The sequence below is a fragment of the Roseobacter litoralis Och 149 genome, from assembly GCF_000154785.2.
GTDB classification, from domain to species: Bacteria; Pseudomonadota; Alphaproteobacteria; order Rhodobacterales; family Rhodobacteraceae; genus Roseobacter; species Roseobacter litoralis.
This window is the reverse complement of sequence record NC_015730.1, coordinates 4,202,180-4,221,225: the sequence shown is the minus strand read 5'-3', so window position 1 is coordinate 4,221,225 and position 19,046 is coordinate 4,202,180. Positions and strand designations below refer to the sequence as shown.

General features: G+C 54.0%; 21 protein-coding genes. 10 read left to right on the top strand and 11 right to left on the bottom strand.

The window, feature by feature from the left end; all coding sequences use genetic code 11:
* Positions 1-10: 10 nt before the first annotated feature.
* The 3 genes from rph to hemW are packed head-to-tail and all read left to right on the top strand — an operon-like array spanning position 11 to position 2,482.
* On the top strand, positions 11-724 hold the full coding sequence (gene rph, locus RLO149_RS20255) for a ribonuclease PH (RefSeq protein ID WP_013963950.1): 714 nt from the start codon (positions 11-13) through the stop codon (positions 722-724).
* Positions 721-1,332 carry an RdgB/HAM1 family non-canonical purine NTP pyrophosphatase gene (gene rdgB / locus RLO149_RS20250; protein ID WP_013963949.1) on the top strand — a complete coding sequence of 204 codons (612 nt, stop codon included), beginning with the start codon at positions 721-723 and terminating at the stop codon, positions 1,330-1,332. The genes rph and rdgB overlap by 4 nt, the downstream gene beginning before the upstream one ends.
* The gene (gene hemW / locus RLO149_RS20245; protein WP_013963948.1) at positions 1,325-2,482 is read left to right on the top strand and encodes a radical SAM family heme chaperone HemW; all 1,158 of its coding nucleotides are present in this window, start codon (positions 1,325-1,327) and stop codon (positions 2,480-2,482) included. Before rdgB ends, hemW begins: the two co-directional genes overlap by 8 nt.
* Here hemW and RLO149_RS20240 read toward each other — a convergent pair.
* The 7 genes from RLO149_RS20240 to hemJ all read right to left on the bottom strand — a co-directional run bounded on the left by RLO149_RS20240 (position 2,479) and on the right by hemJ (position 9,860).
* Positions 2,479-3,372 (bottom strand): ParB/RepB/Spo0J family partition protein, encoded by an 894-nt coding sequence (locus tag RLO149_RS20240; protein ID WP_013963947.1) that lies wholly within the window; start codon positions 3,370-3,372, stop codon positions 2,479-2,481. The genes hemW and RLO149_RS20240 overlap by 4 nt on opposite strands.
* Positions 3,373-3,381: 9 nt before the next feature.
* A complete protein-coding gene (locus tag RLO149_RS20235; RefSeq protein WP_013963946.1) occupies positions 3,382-4,191 on the bottom strand; it encodes a ParA family protein in 810 nt (269 codons plus the stop codon).
* On the bottom strand, positions 4,184-4,783 hold the full coding sequence (gene rsmG / locus RLO149_RS20230; RefSeq protein WP_083825516.1) for a 16S rRNA (guanine(527)-N(7))-methyltransferase RsmG: 600 nt from the start codon (positions 4,781-4,783) through the stop codon (positions 4,184-4,186). The genes RLO149_RS20235 and rsmG overlap by 8 nt, the downstream gene beginning before the upstream one ends.
* A gap of 11 nt (positions 4,784-4,794) precedes the next feature.
* Positions 4,795-6,705 carry a tRNA uridine-5-carboxymethylaminomethyl(34) synthesis enzyme MnmG gene (mnmG, locus tag RLO149_RS20225; RefSeq protein ID WP_148264415.1) on the bottom strand — a complete coding sequence of 637 codons (1,911 nt, stop codon included), beginning with the start codon at positions 6,703-6,705 and terminating at the stop codon, positions 4,795-4,797.
* Complete coding sequence (gene mnmE, locus RLO149_RS20220) at positions 6,671-7,957, bottom strand: tRNA uridine-5-carboxymethylaminomethyl(34) synthesis GTPase MnmE (protein WP_013963943.1); 1,287 nt, start codon at positions 7,955-7,957, stop codon at positions 6,671-6,673. Before mnmE ends, mnmG begins: the two co-directional genes overlap by 35 nt.
* Positions 7,958-7,986: 29 nt before the next feature.
* Positions 7,987-9,285, bottom strand: a complete 1,299-nt coding sequence (gene rho / locus RLO149_RS20215) for a transcription termination factor Rho (protein WP_013963942.1) — start codon at positions 9,283-9,285, stop codon at positions 7,987-7,989.
* Between the two features lie 125 nt (positions 9,286-9,410).
* Positions 9,411-9,860, bottom strand: coding sequence for a protoporphyrinogen oxidase HemJ (gene hemJ / locus RLO149_RS20210; RefSeq protein ID WP_013963941.1), 450 nt, complete (start codon positions 9,858-9,860; stop codon positions 9,411-9,413).
* A 400-nt stretch (positions 9,861-10,260) separates the two neighbouring features.
* Between hemJ and RLO149_RS20205 the strand changes: the two genes are divergently transcribed.
* The 4 genes from RLO149_RS20205 to dnaQ are packed head-to-tail and all read left to right on the top strand — an operon-like array spanning position 10,261 to position 12,959.
* Positions 10,261-10,860: a Maf family protein gene (locus tag RLO149_RS20205; protein WP_044025463.1), complete on the top strand. Its 600-nt coding sequence runs from the start codon at positions 10,261-10,263 to the stop codon at positions 10,858-10,860.
* Positions 10,857-11,690 (top strand): shikimate dehydrogenase, encoded by an 834-nt coding sequence (locus tag RLO149_RS20200; RefSeq protein WP_013963939.1) that lies wholly within the window; start codon positions 10,857-10,859, stop codon positions 11,688-11,690. The genes RLO149_RS20205 and RLO149_RS20200 overlap by 4 nt, the downstream gene beginning before the upstream one ends.
* Entirely contained in the window at positions 11,687-12,280 is a 594-nt protein-coding gene (gene coaE / locus RLO149_RS20195; protein WP_013963938.1) for a dephospho-CoA kinase, read from the top strand. Before RLO149_RS20200 ends, coaE begins: the two co-directional genes overlap by 4 nt.
* The gene (dnaQ, locus tag RLO149_RS20190; protein ID WP_013963937.1) at positions 12,273-12,959 is read left to right on the top strand and encodes a DNA polymerase III subunit epsilon; all 687 of its coding nucleotides are present in this window, start codon (positions 12,273-12,275) and stop codon (positions 12,957-12,959) included. The genes coaE and dnaQ overlap by 8 nt, the downstream gene beginning before the upstream one ends.
* Positions 12,960-12,961: 2 nt before the next feature.
* Here dnaQ and secB read toward each other — a convergent pair whose 3' ends face one another.
* A complete protein-coding gene (gene secB / locus RLO149_RS20185; RefSeq protein ID WP_013963936.1) occupies positions 12,962-13,462 on the bottom strand; it encodes a protein-export chaperone SecB in 501 nt (166 codons plus the stop codon).
* Between the two features lie 53 nt (positions 13,463-13,515).
* Positions 13,516-14,007 carry an FxsA family protein gene (locus tag RLO149_RS20180; RefSeq protein ID WP_013963935.1) on the bottom strand — a complete coding sequence of 164 codons (492 nt, stop codon included), beginning with the start codon at positions 14,005-14,007 and terminating at the stop codon, positions 13,516-13,518.
* Between the two features lie 104 nt (positions 14,008-14,111).
* Here RLO149_RS20180 and RLO149_RS20175 point away from each other — a divergent pair, with 104 nt between their 5' ends.
* Genes RLO149_RS20175 through RLO149_RS20165 form a run of 3 tightly spaced genes read left to right on the top strand, consistent with a single transcriptional unit; the run spans position 14,112 to position 16,398 of the window.
* The gene (locus RLO149_RS20175; protein WP_013963934.1) at positions 14,112-14,774 is read left to right on the top strand and encodes a Tim44/TimA family putative adaptor protein; all 663 of its coding nucleotides are present in this window, start codon (positions 14,112-14,114) and stop codon (positions 14,772-14,774) included.
* A 47-nt stretch (positions 14,775-14,821) separates the two neighbouring features.
* The gene (gene mltA / locus RLO149_RS20170; protein WP_083825515.1) at positions 14,822-15,811 is read left to right on the top strand and encodes a murein transglycosylase A; all 990 of its coding nucleotides are present in this window, start codon (positions 14,822-14,824) and stop codon (positions 15,809-15,811) included.
* Positions 15,808-16,398: a Smr/MutS family protein gene (locus RLO149_RS20165; protein WP_013963932.1), complete on the top strand. Its 591-nt coding sequence runs from the start codon at positions 15,808-15,810 to the stop codon at positions 16,396-16,398. The genes mltA and RLO149_RS20165 overlap by 4 nt, the downstream gene beginning before the upstream one ends.
* On the opposite strand, the gene RLO149_RS20160 is transcribed toward RLO149_RS20165, so the two are convergent.
* Positions 16,395-17,612: an MFS transporter gene (locus RLO149_RS20160; protein WP_013963931.1), complete on the bottom strand. Its 1,218-nt coding sequence runs from the start codon at positions 17,610-17,612 to the stop codon at positions 16,395-16,397. The two genes, RLO149_RS20165 and RLO149_RS20160, sit on opposite strands and share 4 nt — an antisense overlap.
* Before the next feature lie 38 nt (positions 17,613-17,650).
* Positions 17,651-18,958 carry an ATP-dependent protease ATPase subunit HslU gene (gene hslU / locus RLO149_RS20155; protein WP_013963930.1) on the bottom strand — a complete coding sequence of 436 codons (1,308 nt, stop codon included), beginning with the start codon at positions 18,956-18,958 and terminating at the stop codon, positions 17,651-17,653.
* Positions 18,959-19,046 lie beyond the last annotated feature (88 nt).

Here is a 19,046-nt window from a genome sequence, read left to right as displayed (position 1 = left end):
AGGAATTCCAATGCGTCCCTCTGGTCGAGAACTGAACGAAATGCGCGCCGTTTCTATTGAAACGGGTTTCACCAAGCACGCCGAAGGGTCGGCGCTGATCAAAATCGGGGATACCCATGTTTTGTGTACAGCTACGATTGAAGACCGCGTGCCACCTTTCATCAAGGGATCCGGTTTAGGTTGGGTCACGGCAGAGTATGGCATGCTGCCACGGGCGACGAACACGCGGATGCGGCGCGAATCCACGGCGGGCAAGCAAGGTGGGCGTACCGTTGAAATTCAGCGTCTGATCGGGCGCAGCCTGCGCGCCGGTGTTGATCGTGTTGCCTTGGGCGAACGTCAGATCACGGTGGATTGCGATGTTTTACAGGCGGATGGCGGCACGCGCTGCGCCTCTATCACAGGTGGCTGGATCGCACTGCGTCTGGCGGTCAACAAACTGATGAAAGCGGGCGATGTGATCAGTGATCCGCTGGTTGATCCGGTCGCTGCGATCAGCTGTGGCATTTATGCAGGTCAGCCCGTCATGGACCTGGATTACCCCGAAGATTCAGAAGCTGGCGTGGACGGTAACTTTATCATGACCGGCACAAAACGGCTGATCGAAGTGCAAATGAGCGCCGAAGGGTCCACCTTTTCACGCGATCAGATGAACCAGTTGATGGATTTGGCTGAAAAAGGCGTCGGGGAACTGGTGACCGCGCAACGCGCTGCGACTGCATGACGCGGAAATTCGACGGCACCCGCATTCTGATTGCAACGCATAACGCGGGCAAGCTCGAAGAGATGCAGCAACTCTTTGCGCCCTATGGTGTGGATGTCGTCGGCGCCGCAGAGATGGGTCTGGCCGAACCGGAGGAAACCGAGACCACCTTTATCGGCAACGCGCGCATCAAGGCGCGTGCTGCTGTTGCGGCCACGGGGTTGCCGGCTTTGGCCGACGACTCAGGGATCGAGGTCGAAGCCCTGAATGACGCACCGGGGGTCTATACCGCCGATTGGGCAGAAATCCCCAACGGTCGGGATTTTATCATGGCGATGACCAAAACGCATACCAAGCTGGAAGAAATCAACGCCCCCCACCCGCGCCGCGCCCGTTTCAGAGCCACGCTCGTGCTGGCATGGCCCGACGGGCATGACGAGGTGTTTGACGGGCGCGTCAACGGCACCCTCGTCTGGCCAATGCGCGGGAAAACCGGTCACGGGTATGATCCGATGTTTCAGCCTGACGGCCATGACATCACCTTTGCGGAAATGGACCCGGAACAGAAAAACCGCATCAGCCATCGTGCGGACGCTTTTCAAAAACTGATCGCAGGCTGTTTTGGCTGAAGATTGGGAAAACGGTGGGTTTGGCCTCTATATCCATTGGCCGTACTGCGAAGCCAAATGCCCCTATTGTGATTTTAACAGCCATGTTGTGCGTCAAATTGATCAGGCAGCATGGCGCGATGCCTATCTGGTTGAGCTTCGCCGTGCGGCGGCTGAAACGCGGGGTCGTGTCCTGCGGTCCGTGTTTTTCGGGGGTGGCACCCCCAGCCTGATGGACCCGGATACGGTTGCGGATGTGATCCGAGAAATTCGCGCGCTCTGGCCCGTTGCGAATGATCTGGAAATCACCTTGGAGGCAAACCCAAGCTCAGTCGAAGCTGGTCGCTTTGCCGCATTCCGCGAGGGCGGTATTACCCGGATTTCGATGGGCATTCAGGCGCTGAACGATGATGACCTGCGCCGCCTTGGCCGCATTCATACGGTCAAAGAAGCGCAGACAGCGTTTGATATCGCGCGTTCAACATTTGAGCGTGTCAGCTTTGATTTGATCTATGCGCGGCAGGGTCAAAGTCTGCAGGCTTGGGAGCAGGAATTGAAACAGGCGCTGGATATGGCGGTGGATCATCTGTCGCTTTATCAGCTTACCATAGAACAAGGCACGGCATTCGGTGACCGTTACAACGCCGGAAAATTGCGTGATCTGCCTGATGAGGACCTCAGCGCCGATCTGTACACACTGACGCAAGATCTCTGTGGTTCGGCGGGCATGCCGGGCTACGAAGTGTCCAACCACGCGCGCGACGGGGCGCAATCGCGGCACAATCTGATTTACTGGCGCTATGGTGACTATCTTGGGATTGGTCCCGGTGCGCATGGGCGCCTGACGGCGAACCGCCAGCGATGGGCGACGGAATGTCATTCCAATCCAAACAGATGGCTCAATAGCGTCACGGGCAAAGATGCTGAAAAGCCACGCGCCGCCCTCACGTCACAAGATCAGGCCAGCGAATTCCTACTAATGGGGCTGCGTCTGAAAGAAGGTATCGACAAGAACCGCTATGAGACGCTATCGGGCAAACCGCTGGATGCGAATGCGATTTCAGACCTCGTAAATCTTGGCATGATTTCAGACTCTGAAAACAGATTAGTTGTTTTAGATCAAGGGTTTATAGTTTTAAACGCTGTCATTTCCCGCCTGTTGGAAGGTTAAGAACCGCCTAGAATCCGGCATAACTCGTCCAGATCATCCAATGATTTGTAATGCAGCGTCATCTGCCCGCTTTCAGCACCCGGTTTGTGAGAAAGCTCAACCTTCATGCCAAGATTCGCGGACAAGTCACCCTCAAGTGCTTTCGTGTCCGCATCCTTTTCTGGGGTCGGGCTTGCCGCGGCGCGTGGTGTTTCAGCAGGGCCTGAGCGCTCTTTCTTGACCAAGGCCTCCGCTGCACGCACCGAAAGACCGCCCTTAACGATCTGTTGCGCCAGTTTGAGCGGGTCCTGCGCCGGGATCAGCGCCCGCGCATGCCCCGCGCTGAGCGCGCCCTGGCGCACCATCTGCAGAACGGCCTCGGGCAGACCCAACAATCTCAGAAGGTTTGCAATATGGCTGCGGCTCTTACCCAAAGCTTCGGCCATCTTTTCCTGCGTATGACCAAATCGATCCATAAGCTGGCGGTACCCCGCAGCCTCTTCAATGGGGTTGAGATCAGCGCGCTGAATGTTCTCGATAATCGCAACCTCGAGGACCTCAACATCCGTGAATTCACGCACAACCACTGGCAGTTCGTGAAGCTGTGCACGTTGGGCCGCCCGCCAGCGACGTTCACCCGCGACGATCTCAAACTGATCCGCGCCGGTTTTTCGAACGATCAGCGGCTGGATCACGCCCTTTTCTTTGATGGAGGCTGTCAGATCATCAAGATCGCGGTCTTCGAATAGTTTCCGAGGTTGATCCGGATTCGGTGAAATCTGATCGATTGGTATCTTCTGATTCGAACCGGGCGCCCCGGGACCTGCAGCGGTTTCCGCCTCCGCCACATCCGACATCAGAGCCGATAACCCTCGCCCCAATCCGCGCTTCCGATCTGTCCCGCCTGCCATATCCGCCCCCTAAGCCACTTTTACCCGATTTTTCTGTATCAGTTCTTTTGCAAGGGCGCGGTATGCCTGCGCACCCTTGGACAGCGTATCATAGGTGAGCACGGGCATCGCAAATGATGGTGCTTCGCTGACACGTACATTCCGAGGTATGCGCGTGTTGAACACCATGTCGCCCAGATTATCGCGCGCGTCTTGCTCAACCTGCAAAGACAAATTGTTCCTCTTGTCGTACATCGTAAGAAGGATGCCCTCAATGCGCAGGTCTTTGTTCCCGGTCTGCCGGACCTCGCGGATCGTCAGCATAAGCTGGGATAACCCTTCAAGCGCAAAAAACTCGCTTTGCAGCGGAACCAGTACGGAGTGCGCGGCAATCATAGCGTTGACTGTCAGCAGATTGAGCGATGGCGGGCAATCGATAAGGACGTAATCAAGGCCAAAATCATCCATCTGAATCTGCCGCAACGCATCATGAAGCAGAAAGCTTCTCTTCTCACTGGACATCAATTCCAGATCAGCAGAACTCAAGTCAACAGTGGCGGGAACAATAAGCAAGTTCGGCGTAACTGTTTGAAGAACAACGGCTTTAATATCAACGTCACCCAGTAATATATCGTAGGTGGTGTATTTCCGATCTTCGACTTCAATGCCCAAACCAGTCGACGCATTGCCCTGCGGGTCAAGGTCAACCACCAAGACCCGCCGCCCCGCTTCGGCCAGCGCCGCAGCCAGATTTATCGTGGTCGTTGTCTTGCCCACGCCGCCTTTCTGGTTTGCCACCGCGATAATTTTTGGGCCAGCTGGACGCGACAAATCAGACACGCTGTATTTCCTTTATTTCAAGAATGGCCGCCGTCGGGCTTGTCTTGCTTTTATGGGCCTTGAGATCGAAAGACCACGTTTCTTGTGCGCTTGAAACCTCTTTTTCCCAGCTTTGACCCTTCATGAACAGCGCAGTACCCTGTGGGGAAAGATGGCGATGTGCAAAGGAGAGCAAGACCGACAAATCCGCAAGGGCGCGCGCAGAAACAACATCCGCGCGCAAGGGCGCGACAGTCTCAATGCGGTCAACGATGACGCGCGCATTTAACGATAGCTCACGGATGACAGTACGCAGAAACGCGGCCTTTCGTTGATCACTTTCAACAAGGATAGTCTTCCAATTGGGGTCCGCAACTTTGGCCATAATTGCAACAACAAGACCCGGCAACCCACCTCCACTGCCCAAATCAACCCAGGTTTTCACGTCCTCTGCACAATCAACAATTTGTGCTGAGTCCCAAATGTGCCTCTGCCACACATCATCAATACTAGATTTAGATACCAAATTTATCCGCGAATTCCACTTCAACAGCAATTCGTGGTAAGCGCGCAGAGCGTCCAATGTTTCACGTGAAACAGTCGAAGCGTCCATGCCCATACTCATCAAGCAGACCGCTTTCTCGCATTTTGCCGTAATTTCGCCAAAATAAGTGTCAAAGCTGCGGGAGTCATCCCATCAATACGGCTCACCTGCGCCAAGGACGTTGGCCTTGTCTGGTTCAGTTTTGCCGTCAATTCATTCGACAGTCCGCCAAGCTGATCATAATCAAAATCGGTTGGAATTTTGTGCGCTTCATCTTTCTTCAGCAAATCAACGTCTTTTTGCTGCCGATCTATATAATTGGCATACAGCGCTTCACGCTCCATCTGACGCTGCACCTCAGGATCAATGCTGTGCAAAGATGGGTCGAGTAAAGCAATGTCTTTAAATGTGGTGTCCGGAAACGCCAGCAACTGCATTGCCGTTCGACGGGAGCCATCTTTGCTGATAGAGATCCCGACTTCCGCCGCCTGTTTCGGCGTGTATGATGACCCCGACAAAATACGACGCGCGCCTTCGAGCGCCGTCGATTTTTCCTCAAAGGCCCGTTTCCTTTCATCAGAAACGCAGCCTAGATCCAAACCCAAGGGTGTTAGCCGTTGATCAGCGTTGTCCGCACGCAAAGACAAACGAAATTCAGCCCTGGAGGTAAACATTCGATACGGCTCCGTCACACCACGGGTCGTCAAATCATCTATCATCACACCAATATAGCTATCAGACCGTGAGAAAACGACCGGATCATGATCTCGCGCCTCCAATGATGCATTCAACCCCGCCACCAAACCCTGGGCAGCGGCCTCTTCATATCCCGTCGTTCCGTTAATCTGCCCCGCGAGATACAACCCCGGAACCAACTGGACGGACAGCGAAGAATCCAACGCGCGGGGATCAACGTAGTCGTATTCGATTGCGTACCCCGGTTGCAAAATCACCGCATTCTCAAGGCCTGGAATGGAATGCACATAGGCTGTTTGCACCTCTTCCGGAAGTGACGTCGAAATACCATTCGGATATACTGCATCAGTGCTAAGCCCCTCTGGTTCCAAAAATATCTGGTGAGAGTCCTTATCCGCAAAACGCAAAATCTTGTCTTCGATGGATGGACAATAGCGAGGACCGACTCCGTCAATGTGACCGCCATACATCGCTGACAATGCTATGTTTTCTCGGATGATATCATGCGTTTTTTCATTAGTGTGCGTAATTCCGCAAGAGACTTGTCGCGCGGTGACCCCCTTTGACATAAAGGAGAAAAGAGTCGGCTCTTCATCGCCGGGCTGTTCTTCAAGAATATCCCATCGGATTGATTTACTGCTTAGTCTTGGCGGTGTGCCGGTTTTTAAACGCCCCATTGGTAAAGCGAAACTATCAATCCTGTCCGCAAGCCGCACAGACGCTTTGTCGCCCATACGCCCACCAGACCTCGACACGTCTCCAATATGAATAACTCCACGTAGAAACGTTCCTGTCGTCAAAATCACGGTTCTCGACAGAATATGACTGCCATCGTCCAAAACGACGCCAGCGACACGATCACCATCCATTACAAAATCGACGGCTTCTCCAATCACGATATCTATATTTTGTTGCTGTTCCGTCGCTTCCAACATTTTGTGGTGGTAGATTGCACGATCAGACTGGGCCCGAGGACCCTGTACTGCTGGACCCTTCCGCCGATTTAGCAGTCTGAATTGAATACCCGCCAAGTCAGCAACACGGCCCATGACACCGTCCAAAGCGTCAATCTCTCGTACCAAATGGCCCTTTCCAAGGCCGCCAATCGCTGGATTGCAGGACATCACCCCTATTCCGGATTTCGACATGGTAATAAGGCCAGTGACTGCACCCATACGCGCAGCTGCATGTGCAGCTTCTGTACCAGCGTGCCCACCACCAATCACCAAGACATCAAAATGTTTCACGTGAAACACTCCACTATTTTCCAAGGCAAAAACTTGAAAAGATTTCATCCAGCAGGTTTTCTGCGTCAATACGGCCGACAAGCGTTTCAAGTGATCGAATCGCTGATCGAAGCTCCTGCGCTGTTATATCATAAAACTCGGGGCCTCGAAGAAGAGCGTCGAACGAATTGTCGAGATCTTTTAAGGCCCGTTGCATCGCGAAACGATGCCGCTCGTGCGTTGCCAACCCAACACCAGAAACACGCTTTCCAAAAATAGTTCCAATTTTTTCAAGGAGTTCTGGAATCCCCTGGCCAGTCTTTCCTGAAATACCCAGATCTGTCTCTGGCAACAAATCTACCTTTGGTATCAATTGAATGTCGTCTTCCACCGGATCAATCAGCAGCTTCTCGCTTGGTTTCGACAAAAATACACGTAGGTCCGCGTCCCGCGCGCGCGCAATTGCCCGCTCTATACCGATCTTTTCGATTTCGTCCGTGCTTTGGCGCAAACCTGCCGTGTCCAAAAAGGTGACTGGCAACCCGCCCAAGTCCATCCGTACTTCGATCACATCTCGTGTGGTGCCAGCAATTTCTGATGTAATTGCCGCGTCTCGACCGGACAACTTGTTCAGTAACGTGGATTTCCCCGCATTTGGCGCTCCGACGAGGGCCACCTCAAACCCAGATCGGATGCGTTCAGCAACATGCGTTCCGGCGATTTCAGATTCAATGTCGCAAGAAACATCTTTCAGCAGCGATGTAACTTCAGGCGTCACATCAACGGGCACATCTTCGTCAGCAAAGTCTATAGTTGCCTCGATCAACGCTGCAGCACGGATCAGCTTCGTTCGCCATATTTCAACCTTGTCACCCAGAGACCCGGTTAACACGCGAACCGCCTGCTTGCGTTGCGCCTCAGTTTCCGCATCTATGAGATCCGCCAACCCTTCAACCTGTGAAAGGTCCAGCTTTCCATTTTCCAAAGCACGGCGGGTAAATTCGCCAGCTTCGGCCATTCTTGCAGACCCTTGGTCGGACAATTCAGCTAGAATGGCACGCACCACGGCAATGCTGCCATGTACGTGAAACTCTACCACATCTTCTCCGGTGAAACTATGTGGGCCCTTGAAGGCTAGAACAAGCGCTTGATCAATAACCGTCCCGTCCTGAGACCTGATAAACCTAACCGCAGACTTGCGCGGTTCCGGCAATGCGCCGCACAGATGCTCAGCGACCGCCCAAGCAGTATGTCCGGATATGCGAATGACCGACACGCCAGCGCGACCCTGAGCGGAGGCAAGTGCAAAAACAGTATCCATGATTTAAACCATTGTAATTAAACAATAATTTACGTGTTCATTGAATCGAAGAAGTCGGAATTCGTTTTTGTTTGTTTCAACTTCGAAATCAGGAACTCGATGGCGTCTGTTGTACCCATCGGGTTCAGAATGCGGCGCAGAACAAAGGTTTTCTGCAGATCAATCTTATCAACCAGCAAGTCTTCTTTCCGCGTACCGGATTTCAAAATATCCATGGCCGGGAATACGCGTTTGTCTGCGATCTTGCGATCAAGCACGATTTCAGAGTTACCCGTCCCTTTGAACTCTTCAAAGATGACTTCATCCATGCGGCTGCCCGTATCAATCAGCGCGGTTGCGATGATCGTCAGCGAACCGCCCTCTTCAATGTTACGCGCCGCGCCAAAGAAACGCTTAGGGCGTTGCAAGGCGTTTGCGTCAACACCACCAGTCAAAACCTTACCCGAGGATGGCACAACTGTGTTAAACGCCCTACCAAGTCTTGTGATCGAATCCAAAAGTATCACAACATCTCGCTTATGCTCCACAAGGCGTTTTGCTTTTTCGATCACCATATCGGACACCGCAACGTGGCGTGTTGCAGGTTCATCAAAGGTGGAAGACACAACTTCGCCCTTCACGGACCGCTGCATATCGGTGACTTCTTCAGGCCGCTCATCAATGAGCAGCACAATCAGATAACACTCCGGGTGGTTCCGCTCGATTGAATTTGCGATGTTTTGCAACAAAACCGTCTTACCTGTACGAGGTGGTGCGACGATCAAGGACCGTTGCCCTTTCCCGATTGGTGCCACCAGATCAATGATCCGCGCAGAACGGTCTTTTGTTGCTGGGTCCTCAGTTTCCATCGTCAGGCGCTCATCCGGATACAACGGCGTCAGGTTTTCAAAAGCGACCTTATGGCGCGCCTGTTCGGGGTTCTCAAAGTTGATCTGCGTAACACCAAGCAGCGCAAAATACCGCTCGTTATCATCCGGCGCTTTGATCAGCCCGTCGATCGTGTCCCCCGTTCTCAGGGAGTACTTTCGGATCATCTCGGGTGAGACGTAAATATCATCAGGGCCCGGCAGATAATTCGCCTCTGGTGAGCGCAGAAAGCCAAACCCATCCTGTAGAACTTCAAGCACACCGTCGCCAGAAACTTCCCACCCTTCATCCGCACGTTCGCGCAGAATCTGGAACATCATTTCGCCTTTGCGCATCGTCGAGGCATTCTCGATCTCCAGATCTTCAGCCATCGACAACAAATCCTTCGGACTCTTACGCTTAAGGTCCGCCAGGTTCAGCGTTTCTGTAACCGTTTCGGTATCAGTGTCTTGAGATGTCATAAGGAACTCGCCTAAACCGGATGGAATACATCGGTTTTTTGTCTGTGCTAATATGTGGGTCTGCGCCGGTCCCGGACGGGACGGTGCCGATCACATAAGCCGCCGGCACGACAGAGTCAATCAAATCAGAATTTGACGACAACCGAGATGACAATAATCACCATTAGAATTGTCGGTACTTCATTCATCATCCGGTACTGTCGTCCGGTCAGCTGATTTTCACCGGCAGCAAAAACCTTGCGCTTTTTAGCAAGCCACATGTGAAACACTGTCATGCCAACCACGCCGAGAAGCTTCATCCAAGGCCAGGCAGACGACCAATCCACGATCCCGGGCGTTAGAACCAGACAAATTCCAAGAATCCATGTCGCAATCATCGCCGGGTTCATGATCACTTTGAGCAGTTTCAATTCCATCGTCTGGAATAACAGATGGGTTTCGCCAGATTGTCCGACCTGCTCCGTGTGATAAACGTAAAGACGCGGTAGGTAAAACAGACCCGCCATCCACGCAATCACCGACATAATATGAAACGATTTGATCCAAGGATAGCCAATGGTCAAAAGATCAGTCATCACGCGCTCCCCTGTCGATGCCTCCTTATAAATAAATAAGTAAAGATAGAAAGATGATGATGATGTAGGGAAGCCAACTTCTGTGGATTATTGTTTTATCACCCGTCTTATACACAATGGATATGTTTCCGCGCCGCGTGTTACTGGATTCCCAGAAAGAAATAAAAGATAAACATATCAATGTATTAAAATACTAATATCCCGAGAAGCATAGGATAAAGCTGTGGATAGATCTGCAGAATGGTTTTATACCAGAATGACTCTTATCCTTGTTCCGTGATGGACTGTTTCGCTGGCGGGTGACGGGGAGACCACGTTATGAACCGCCTTGAACCGTGCTTGGGATTTCCGCAGAAGTATCCCTTAACAAATCCTTAACCTTGCCCCCAGGCTTATACACATGACCCAACCCCTGATCCTTGCGTCTAACTCGGAGATCCGCGCGAAAATGCTCAGCAATGCGGGCGTTCCACATGTTATAATACCTGCACGAATAGATGAAGGAATGGTAAAGGAAGCCCTGCGGGCAGAGAATGCGCCACCCAGAGATATTGCAGATACCCTGGCTGAAATGAAGGCGCGCAAAGTCAGCGACAAAAACCCTGGATCAGTCGTTCTGGGCTGCGATCAAGTGCTGGACCATCGTGGAGAATTGCTGTCGAAACCAGCGGATCAACAGGACGCTCTTGCGCAGCTGCAGGGATTGAGAAACGACCGCCATACGCTTTTGTCTGCCGCTGTTGTTTATGAAGATGGTAAACCGGTCTGGCGGCATGTCGGTGTTGTAAGATTGCGGATGCACGACGCCTCTGATGCATACTTGCAGGACTATGTTGCGCGCAATTGGGACAGCATTCGTCATTCGGTCGGTGCCTATAAGCTGGAAGAAGAAGGTGTGAGATTGTTTTCACGCATAGATGGGGATTATTTCACGGTGCTTGGCTTGCCTCTGCTCGAATTACTGTCCTACCTCACCCTACGCGGAGATTTACCGAGATGAGCGAAAAGAATGTCCCACTGGCAGGCGTGATCGGCTCCCCCATCGCGCATTCCAAGTCGCCTCAACTGCATCGCCACTGGCTGGACACATATAAAATACGCGGTTTCTACGTCCCTATGGAGGTTTCCGCCGCAGACCTCGAACAGGTGTTGCGCACGCTACCCAAGGTGGGTTTCGTTGGGCTGAACGTCACGCTCCCTCACAAAGAAGCAGTGTTGAAGCTCGCCGATGAGGTCACAAACCGTGCGGGGCTGATTGGTGCTGCCAACACGCTGACATTTGGAGAAGATGGCAAAATTCACGCGGATAACACCGACGGGTACGGCTTTCTCGAAAACCTGAAATCAGGTGCGCCGGATTGGAATCCTTCGCAAGGTCCCGCTGTGGTTCTGGGGGCTGGTGGTGCGGCGCGCGCTGTGATCGTCGCATTGCTTGACGCCGGTGTGCCAGAGATCGTTCTGAGCAACCGTACCCGCGCCCGATCAGAGCAGCTTCAATCGGATTTTGGCACCCGTGTGCGTGTGGTCGATTGGGCGCAGGCATCGGATGCTGTCCGACAGGCGCATCTATTGGTGAACACGACATCGCTCGGTATGGTTGGCAAACCGGAATTGCAGCTCTCGTTGGATGGGTTGCAGGAACACACAATTGTAACCGATTTAGTATATAACCCCTTGAAAACAAAACTTCTTAAGGTGGCCGAGGAAAAAGGCTGCGTGGCGGTTGATGGCTTGGGCATGTTGTTGCATCAGGGCGTGCCGGGATTTGAACGATGGTTTGGACGACGCCCGACCGTGACAGAGGCAACGCGATCAGCGGTGTTGAAGTGACCTTTAAACTTGGGCTCACCGGTTCAATCGGCATGGGCAAATCGACCACCGCAGACCTCTTTGTGGAACTTGGCTGCGCGCTTTGGGACGCAGACAAGGCCGTTCATCGGCTCTACGAAAAAGGCGGCGCAGCGGTTGCCGAAATAGGCGCGGTTTTCCCAAGCGTCGTTCAAAACGATTGCGTGTCACGTGATGTCTTGCGCGAGTTGATCCAAGAGGATCCGTCTGTCTTGCCCCGGATTGAAAAGATTGTGCATCCATTGGTCGCCGCGGATCGGGCTGACTTTCTGAACCGGACGACACATGACATTACGGTCCTCGATATACCGCTTCTGTTTGAAACTGGCGGGGACAAGGAGATGGATGCGGTCGCCTGTGTCAGCACGACCGATCAGGAACAGGAAAGACGTGTACTGGCGCGGGGCAAGATGACGGCAGATCAGTTCCAACAGATCAGGCACAAGCAGATGCCAAATGTGGAAAAATGCGCGCGGGCGGACTTTGTAATTGTTACTGATACGCTTGAACATGCAAGACAGCAGGTCCAGACTATAACGGATCAGATACGACAGGGACTGGCAGATGCGTGAAATTGTGCTCGATACAGAGACAACCGGGTTCGACCCGGAATCCGGCGATCGGATCGTCGAGATTGGTGCGGTGGAACTGATGGGCCATGTGGCAACCGGCAAAACGTATCACCAGTACATCAATCCGGAGCGTATGATGCCGGACGAAGCTTTTCAGGTGCATGGTCTGGGCGATGAGTTTCTGAGGGATAAACCCAAATTTGCCGAGGTCGGACAGGCATTTCTGGATTTCATCGGTGATGCTAAACTGGTCATTCACAACGCAGCTTTTGACATCAAGTTTCTGAACGCTGAATTGAAATGGATGAACCTGCCGCAAATCCCGTGGGAACAGGCCATCGATACGCTTGCCATTGCACGCAAACGCTTTCCCGGCTCTCCTGCTTCGCTCGACGCATTGTGCCGACGCTTTGGTATTGATAACGCCTCGCGAACGCTGCATGGCGCGTTGCTCGATAGTGAAATTCTGGCGGAAGTTTATCTTGAGCTCATCGGGGGTCGGCAGCCGGATTTTGGTCTGTCGAATATTCCACAGAAAAGCGCCGGGGATACATCGGTCGATTGGACGCCGCGCCCGCGCCCGACCCCTCTGCCTTCACGGATGACCGAGGAAGAAGCCGCCGCCCACGCTGAATTTGTTGCGAAACTGGGCGACGACGCTGTTTGGTTGAAAGCCTGAGTTCAGGCGTCCATCTTGGGTGTTTCGCTCGTCTGACGCCGGGCCAGCTCGTTGCGATAAAGCGACAAAAAGTCGATGTTTTCGAGGTTGAGCGGTGGAAAGCCACCGTCCCGTGTGATGTCGCTGACGATGCGGCGCAGGAACGGGAAAATCATCCGGGGGCATTCGATCAGCAGGAACGGGTGCAATTGCTCATCCGGCACATTGTCCACGTGGAAAATACCGACATAGTCGAGTTCCAGAACAAAGAGTGTCGCGTCGCCGTCCTTGACCTTTGATGTCACGTTCAGCTTGATTGCGGATTCGTATTGATTGTCGGCGGTGCGTTTTTTCGCATCCAGATTGACCTGCACTTGCACGTCAGGCTGTGCGTCAGATGGCGCCCCTTTTTGTGCCATGATGTTTTCAAAGGACATATCGCGAATGAACTGGCCAAGAACCCGCATTTGCGGGGCCTGTTGTTGTCCGTTCGCTTCTGTTTTCACTTCATCTTCTTCAGCCATTGCGCGCTCCTAAAATAAATTTTGAAGACGCTTACCAGCTTGGTCTGTGGTTCTCAATGGTCGGTCCAGCCTGAGGGGCGTTTGTTTTGATCTGCCTCAGGTTTAACTTCGGTGTAATCGCCATCGATGACATTGTCTGGCTGGCCACGTCCGGGGTGCCGCGGGCCATGCGAACGGTTCGCCGCTTCGAAGGTTGTGATGTTCATCCGGGTCTTGATTGCGCGAAAGGCACTGGCGCGAACGCCGGGGATCAACAATAAAAATCCAATCGTATCTGTAAAAAATCCCGGCGTTAGCAATAAGGCGCCCGAAAACAGAATCATTGCACCATGCGCCAAAGGCTCTGTCGGGTCCTGCATCTGGTTAAAGGACGATTTCACCTGCCCAAGGGCCAAAGCCCCTTGATTCCTAACAAGAAACGTCCCGAGAACAGCGGTGATGACCACCGTTGCCAGCGTCCAGCCAAGGCCAATTGCGCCGCCGATCTGGATAAACAAAGCGATTTCTAACAAAGGTATCGCGAGAAAGGCTATAAACAGCCACATTTTGGTACTCCCTTTCGTACGACGGACAGTGGACTTGATGCACTCGTGCACCTACATAAGGCGTCTAGCACATTGTTTCCATCTTCGTCTGACTCGAGGTCGTTATGAACTCTTCGCCTTTAATACAGCTTCTGGTTTTGGCCGGTATCGCTGTCTTTCTGATTTTCCGCCTGAAAAACGTGCTGGGAACACGAGATGGATTCGAGCCGGGGCCGTCACAGACGCCGATGTCGGACAGCGCACCGATGCGTGATTTCGAGGTCATAGAAGGTGGGCCGGACCTGGATATCACGGACCATGTCGAGGAAAACAGCGATGCAGCCGAGGCGTTGGCGAATATGAAACGGCTTGAGCCGGGATTCAATGTGACCGAATTCCTTGGTGGCGCGCGCGGTGCCTATGAGATGATCGTGATGGGCTACGAAAACGGTGAGCTGGCCGACATCCAACCCTTCCTCGCCGAGGACATATACGAATCTTTCGTTGACGGTGTTGCGGCGCGTGAGGATCAGGGGCTGACGATCGAAGCGTCGTTCATCGGTGTGCGGGAATTGAAACTGATGGATGCGACGCTTGATCCTGAGACTAACGAAGGTGAATTGACGATCCGCTTCACGGCCGAATTGACGTCTGCTGTGCGCAACAGCGAAGGCGAGATCATCGAAGGAAGCCTAACCGAGGTCAAACGCCAGAAAGACACATGGAGCTTTGCGCGCCCCATGGGGTCGGACGACCCAAATTGGATACTTGTTTCAACAGACGGGTGAGGTGGCGAACCTTTGCCGCTGCCATCAGCGCCGGGCTCCTTTCCATGATGGGCCCGGTTTTGTCTGATACGCGCGTCACTGTTTTGTCGTTCGATCAGATGCAGGGATGGGCCGAAGACGATCACGCCGCTGCGTTGGACGTTTTCCAAAACACCTGCGCTGATCTGGACGACCCTGACTGGCAAGCCGTTTGCGCCTACGCCACCTCCAACCCCGACCCCCGCAGTTTTTTTGAATTACTGTTTCGTCCCGTCCTGATTGAAGACGGCAAAGACGGGATGTTTACCGGGTATTTTGAACCGGAACTGGACGGCGCACGTCGACCCTCCGCCAAATATCGCTACCCGCTTTACGCATTGCCTCCCGAAGCCCGCGAGGTTGAGAAATGGTACAGCCGCCGCGAGCTTCTTGAGGAGCGCAAGCTGGAAGGCCGCGGCCTCGAAATCGCATGGGTCGACGACCCTGTGGAATTGTTCTTTCTCCAAATTCAGGGCTCAGGTCGGATAAACTTGTCAGACGGGTCCAAATTGCGGGTCGGATATGGTGGCAAGAATGGCCATGAATATAGATCCATCGGGGCAGAATTGGTTCGGCGCGGTGTCTACCAGCCACATCAGGTCAGCGCGCAGGTGATCAAAAACTGGGTTCGGCGCAATCCTGACATCGGCAAAGAGCTTTTGTACCACAATCCATCTTATGTGTTTTTCCGCGAAGTCAGTGAGGTGCCGGGGCACCTTGGCCCATTGGGCGCGATGAACCGTTCGGTTACGACGTTGCGCACGATTGCAGTTGATCCCGCTTTTGTGCCGCTGGGCGCGCCGGTCTGGATCGAGAAAGACGGGGCTGACCCGCTGCGTCGCCTCATGATCGCACAAGACACGGGATCCGCGATCAAAGGGGCGCAACGGGCCGATATTTTCTTTGGCACAGGCGATCAGGCCGGTCGGGCAGCGGGGCGGCTCAGGGACCCCGGTCGCATGATTGTCCTGCTGCCGATCCAACGCGCATATGCAATGGTACCGGAAGCGCTCCAATGACCCGGCGGCGTCTGAAACCAGATGAGGTCGAGCTTTGGCAGAAAGTGACCGAAAACACGCAAGCCCTGCGGCGCACGCAAACCTTTGATCCCGAGGCCTATGCGCCTCAGCCGGTAAAACGGGATGTGCATCTGCCCGTTGAAATAAAGCTTGATGGTAAAACACCCCCAAAACCGGCGTCGCGCAAGACTGAATATGATCTTGCGCCCTCTTTGCCGGACCGCTTGAAAACTGCACCGGTGCAGATGGACCGCAAGACGTTTGGCAAGATGAACCGGGGTAAATTAAAACCCGAAGGCCGCATTGATTTGCATGGGATGACGCTGGATCGTGCGCATACGGCGTTGTCACGTTTTATCCTGTCGTCCCATGGCGCGGGCAAGCGGTTGGTTCTGGTCATCACCGGCAAGGGCAAGAACCGCGACGAAGGCGGGCCGATCCCTGTGCGCCACGGGGTGCTGCGGCATCAGGCACCGCAATGGCTGGCCACGCCGCCGCTGGCGTCGGTGGTGATGCAGGTCAGTCAGGCGCATATCAGCCACGGGGGCGGTGGTGCATATTACGTCTATCTACGGCGGGGGCGTTAGCGGGGCAAATCGCGCTGATACCGCAATATGCCAAGGCCCGCGAGGACCGCGCCCCCGACATAAAATAGCGCAATCGGTATCATTTGATCGGGGAAATCGATGCCAAGATCAATGAAAGCGCCGGTGATACCCGGCCCGATCGCAGATCCAAACACCATCAACGCGGCGGCAGCGGCCTTGATCGCGCCAAGGTGTTTCGTGCCGTAAAACACGGCCCAGAACGCAGTGGTCGCCGTGCCTTGCATGCCCTGCCCGATGCCAAAAATAACGAGACCCACACCGGCCATCCAGATCGTATCTGCGAAAGCCAGAACCGCGAAAGACAAGGCAAACGGCAGCATCTGAAACGGCACGACCCATTTGACGCCAAACCGATCCACCGCCCATCCGGTGATGAAGGTAAAGGCGATGGTTGAAACGGTATAGATCGGCATCAGGGCGACAAAGGACACAAGGCTCCACCCTTTGACCTCCGTCAGGTGGACCTGCTGGAAAAACAGCGCCGTGCCCCAGGCGGCGGGGCCAAGAACGAGGGGGATCATCATGTAAAACAGCGGATGGCGCAGCAATGCGCCCCGCGTCCAGTGTTTGCCGTGCATCCCGAGGCTTTGCGCCGTTTCCGCCATGGATTGCGGCGTGCGTTCCTGACGCAGGAGTATTTGCATCACGGGGATCAGGAAGAGGATGCAGACAGTAGCGACGATCCACAGGTTGCGCCAGTCAGCCTGCAAAAGCAGAGCGACAAAAAGGATCGGCAGAACGGCCTGACCAACGGCAAACCCCATCGAGGCAAGCGAAATCGCCCTGCCGCGTGTCGCCATAAACCAGCGCGACATCGCAACCACGCCCAGTTGAGACATCATGCCCTGCCCCATCAGACGTAAAGCATAGATCACAAAGACGAGCAGAAAACCGTTTGGCACATAGGCCATCGCCATGCAGGCCAGTGCCAGAAAAATCATGACACCAAAAGACAGCTGCCGCACCCGAAAGCGATCCGTCAGCGCCCCGGCCCAGATCATCGTGATCGCGGATAAAGTGGTGCCGATGGTATAGATGGCCCCCCAACCCCCGTCCGTCAGGGAAAAGCTGCCCTTAATCTCACCCGCGAAGAGTGAAATAAAATAGGTCTGCCCGAAGGAGGAGGTAAAGCACAGCAAAAACCCCGCCAGCAGGAACAGCCTGTTTTCAATGACAAAGCGCAGATATCCCATGGGGTCGGTGTCGCAGGCGGGCGCGCTTTTGGGAAGTGCTAAAGAACGTAGCGGCTCACATCCGTGGATTTCGCAAGTGCGCCGAGGTTTTCATCCACAAAGGCTGCATCAACGACTATTTCGTCGCCTGCGCGTTCGGGCGCGGAAAACGACAGCTCTTCGAACACACGTTCCATCACTGTATAGAGCCTGCGTGCGCCGATGTTTTCGACGGATTGGTTCACTTCCGCGGCAATTTTTGCCAAAGCCGCGATGCCGTCTTCGGTAAAGGAAACGGTGACTTTTTCTGTGCCCATGAGGGCTGTGTATTGCAGGGTCAGCGCATTGTCCGTTTCCGTCAGGATGCGCACGAAATCCTCTTCGGTGAGGGCGCGTAATTCAACCCGGATCGGCAAGCGACCCTGAAGTTCCGGCAATAGATCAGATGGTTTGGCGATATGAAAAGCGCCGGAGGCAATAAACAGGATGTGGTCGGTTTTGATCGGACCGTGTTTCGTGCTGACGGTGGTGCCTTCGATCAGGGGCAGCAGATCGCGCTGCACGCCCTCGCGGCTGACATCAGCGCCTCGTGCATCGGATTTGGCACAAACCTTGTCGATCTCGTCCAGAAAGACGATGCCATTCTGCTCAACGGAGTCGATCGCCGCGCGGTTTACGGTTTCATCATCCAGCAGCTTGTCCGCTTCTTCTCCGATCAGCACGTCGTAGCTTTGGGAAACGGTCAGTTTCTTGCGCGTGGTGCGTCCCCCCAGCGCTTTGCCAAAGATATCACCAAGGTTCATCATCCCCATATTGCCACCGGGCTGGCCGGGAATATCCATGGTGGGAAAGGGGTTGGACGTATCGGCGACATCCAGTTCGATGATGGTATCGTCAAGATCGCCGGATTTCAGTTTCTTGCGGAACATCTCGCGTGTGTTTTCGCGTGCATCTTCGCCTGCAATGGCTGAAATGACCCGCTCTTCAGCAGCCAGATGCGCGTTGGCTTTTACGTCGTCGCGCATAAGGTCACGCGTCATGCTGATGGCATTGTCCACCAGATCGCGGATGATTTGCTCCACATCACGGCCGACATAACCCACTTCGGTGAATTTTGTTGCCTCGACTTTCAGAAAGGGCGCGCGGGCGAGTTTCGCGAGGCGTCGGCTGATTTCTGTTTTGCCGACCCCGGTGGGCCCGATCATCAGGATATTTTTCGGGTAAACCTCATCGCGCAGGTCATCCCCGAGCTGCTTGCGCCGCCAACGGTTGCGCAGGGCCACAGCAACGGCACGCTTTGCGTCATTCTGTCCAATGATAAAGCGGTCAAGTTCGGAAACGATTTCACGGGGGGTAAGGTCAGTCAAAGGTCTATCCTGAGATGGTTTCTTACAGGGCATGTAAGGATCAAGCGCGAAAACGGCAACCAAGAAGGCTGTTTCTTGCGTTTTTTAG

What these genes read in the sequence shown, in the direction of transcription:
- RLO149_RS20205 (WP_044025463.1), top strand. Translation starts at nt 10,261, where the DNA reads ATGACCCAACCCCTGATCCTTGCGTCTAACTCGGAGATCCGCGCGAAA.
- rho (WP_013963942.1), bottom strand. Translation starts at nt 9,285, where the DNA reads ATGACATCTCAAGACACTGATACCGAAACGGTTACAGAAACGCTGAAC.
- hemJ (WP_013963941.1), bottom strand. Translation starts at nt 9,860, where the DNA reads ATGACTGATCTTTTGACCATTGGCTATCCTTGGATCAAATCGTTTCAT.
- rdgB (WP_013963949.1), top strand. Translation starts at nt 721, where the DNA reads ATGACGCGGAAATTCGACGGCACCCGCATTCTGATTGCAACGCATAAC.
- mnmG (WP_148264415.1), bottom strand. Translation starts at nt 6,705, where the DNA reads ATGAAATCTTTTCAAGTTTTTGCCTTGGAAAATAGTGGAGTGTTTCAC.
- mnmE (WP_013963943.1), bottom strand. Translation starts at nt 7,957, where the DNA reads ATGGATACTGTTTTTGCACTTGCCTCCGCTCAGGGTCGCGCTGGCGTG.
- RLO149_RS20180 (WP_013963935.1), bottom strand. Translation starts at nt 14,007, where the DNA reads ATGTGGCTGTTTATAGCCTTTCTCGCGATACCTTTGTTAGAAATCGCT.
- rsmG (WP_083825516.1), bottom strand. Translation starts at nt 4,783, where the DNA reads ATGGACGCTTCGACTGTTTCACGTGAAACATTGGACGCTCTGCGCGCT.
- RLO149_RS20240 (WP_013963947.1), bottom strand. Translation starts at nt 3,372, where the DNA reads ATGGCAGGCGGGACAGATCGGAAGCGCGGATTGGGGCGAGGGTTATCG.
- dnaQ (WP_013963937.1), top strand. Translation starts at nt 12,273, where the DNA reads ATGCGTGAAATTGTGCTCGATACAGAGACAACCGGGTTCGACCCGGAA.
- secB (WP_013963936.1), bottom strand. Translation starts at nt 13,462, where the DNA reads ATGGCTGAAGAAGATGAAGTGAAAACAGAAGCGAACGGACAACAACAG.
- mltA (WP_083825515.1), top strand. Translation starts at nt 14,822, where the DNA reads ATGGGCCCGGTTTTGTCTGATACGCGCGTCACTGTTTTGTCGTTCGAT.
- RLO149_RS20165 (WP_013963932.1), top strand. Translation starts at nt 15,808, where the DNA reads ATGACCCGGCGGCGTCTGAAACCAGATGAGGTCGAGCTTTGGCAGAAA.
- rph (WP_013963950.1), top strand. Translation starts at nt 11, where the DNA reads ATGCGTCCCTCTGGTCGAGAACTGAACGAAATGCGCGCCGTTTCTATT.
- RLO149_RS20200 (WP_013963939.1), top strand. Translation starts at nt 10,857, where the DNA reads ATGAGCGAAAAGAATGTCCCACTGGCAGGCGTGATCGGCTCCCCCATC.
- RLO149_RS20175 (WP_013963934.1), top strand. Translation starts at nt 14,112, where the DNA reads ATGAACTCTTCGCCTTTAATACAGCTTCTGGTTTTGGCCGGTATCGCT.
- RLO149_RS20160 (WP_013963931.1), bottom strand. Translation starts at nt 17,612, where the DNA reads ATGGGATATCTGCGCTTTGTCATTGAAAACAGGCTGTTCCTGCTGGCG.